This window comes from Bacillus sp. LR--39 (assembly GCF_053613335.1).
Window position 1 is genome coordinate 1 of record NZ_JBSIOT010000059.1, and the last position, 2,010, is coordinate 2,010.

At 51.5% G+C, this 2,010-nt stretch carries 1 pseudogene; it reads left to right on the top strand.

From position 1 onward, the window contains the following. A pseudogene (gene cypD, locus ACWHAR_RS20215) lies at positions 1-1,924 on the top strand (bifunctional P-450/NADPH--P450 reductase); the annotation flags it as partial. Positions 1,925-2,010 lie beyond the last annotated feature (86 nt).

Below are 2,010 nucleotides of genomic sequence, written 5' to 3' on the forward strand. Positions count from 1 at the left end.
AAAATATTTCACATTGATTGATCATGAGAATTATGAGCTTGATATCAAACAAACCTTAACACTTAAGCCGGGCGATTTTCACATCAGGGTTCAAAGCCGTCATCAGGAAGCCATTCATGCGGACGTCCAGACAGCTGAAAAAGCCGCGCCTGATGAGCAAAAGGAGAAAACGGAAGCAAAGGGCGCATCGGTCATCGGTCTTAACAACCGCCCGCTTCTCGTGCTGTACGGCTCAGATACCGGCACCGCAGAAGGCGTCGCCCGGGAGCTTGCTGATACTGCCAGTCTTCACGACGTAAGGACAGAGACAGCACCTCTGAACGACCGGATTGGAAAGCTGCCGAAAGAGGGAGCGGTTGTCATTGTGACCTCGTCTTATAATGGAAAGCCGCCAAGCAATGCCGGACAATTCGTGCAGTGGCTTCAAGAAATCAAACCGGGTGAGCTTGAGGGCGTCCATTACGCGGTATTTGGCTGCGGCGACCACAACTGGGCGAGCACGTATCAATACGTGCCGAGATTCATTGATGAGCAGCTTGCAGAAAAAGGCGCGACTCGGTTTTCTGGGCGCGGGGAAGGGGATGTCAGCGGTGATTTTGAAGGGCAGCTTGACGAGTGGAAAAAAAGCATGTGGGCGGATGCCATCAAAGCATTCGGACTTGAGCTTAATGAAAACGCAGATAAGGAACGAAGCACGCTGAGCCTTCAGTTTGTCAGAGGGCTGGGCGAGTCTCCGCTCGCTAGATCGTACGAAGCCTCTCACGCATCCATTGCCGAAAATCGTGAACTCCAGTCCGCAGACAGCGATCGAAGCACTCGCCATATCGAAATTGCATTGCCGCCGGATGTTGAATATCAAGAGGGCGACCATCTTGGCGTATTGCCAAAAAACAGCCAAACCAATGTCAGCCGGATTCTCCACAGATTCGGCCTGAAGGGCACCGACCAAGTGACATTGTCGGCAAGCGGCCGCAGTGCGGGGCATCTGCCATTGGGCCGTCCTGTCAGCCTGTATGATCTTCTCAGCTACAGCGTCGAGGTGCAGGAAGCAGCCACAAGAGCGCAAATACGTGAACTGGCGGCATTTACAGTGTGTCCGCCGCATAGGCGTGAATTAGAAGAACTGTCAGCAGAGGGTGTTTATCAGGAGCAAATATTGAAAAAAAGAATTTCCATGCTGGATCTGCTTGAAAAGTACGAAGCGTGCGACATGCCGTTTGAACGATTTTTAGAGCTTTTACGTCCGTTAAAACCGAGATATTATTCAATTTCAAGCTCTCCAAGAGTGAATCCGCGGCTAGCATCGATCACAGTCGGCGTCGTGCGCGGCCCTGCGTGGAGCGGCCGTGGCGAATACAGGGGCGTGGCATCAAATGATTTAGCTGAGCGTCAAGCGGGTGATGATGTCGTGATGTTTATCCGCACACCGGAATCCCGGTTTCAGCTTCCGGAAGACCCTGAAACGCCAATCATTATGGTCGGACCTGGCACGGGAGTCGCGCCATTCCGCGGTTTCCTTCAAGCCCGCGAAGTTTTAAAGCGGGAGGGGAAAACGCTCGGTGAAGCTCATCTCTATTTTGGATGCAGGAACGATCGTGATTTTATATACCGCGATGAACTTGAGCAGTTTGAAAAAGACGGAATCGTCACTGTCCACACAGCCTTTTCCCGCAAAGAAGGCATGCCGAAAACGTATGTCCAGCATGTCATGGCTGACCATGCAGAAACGTTAATATCAATTCTTGACCGCGGAGGCAGGCTTTATGTATGCGGTGACGGCAGCAAAATGGCCCCGGATGTGGAGGCGGCACTGCAAAAGGCGTATCAGTCTGTTCATGGCACCGGGGAGCAAGAAGCGCAAAACTGGCTGAGACATCTGCAGGGTACCGGTATGTACACCAAAGATGTCTGGGCAGGGATATAGATAAAGAAGACTGGAGACATCCAGTCTTTTTTGTCCTTTCGAAAAAATGGTGATCGCGCTAAACATTCATGCATACAATAACTTCA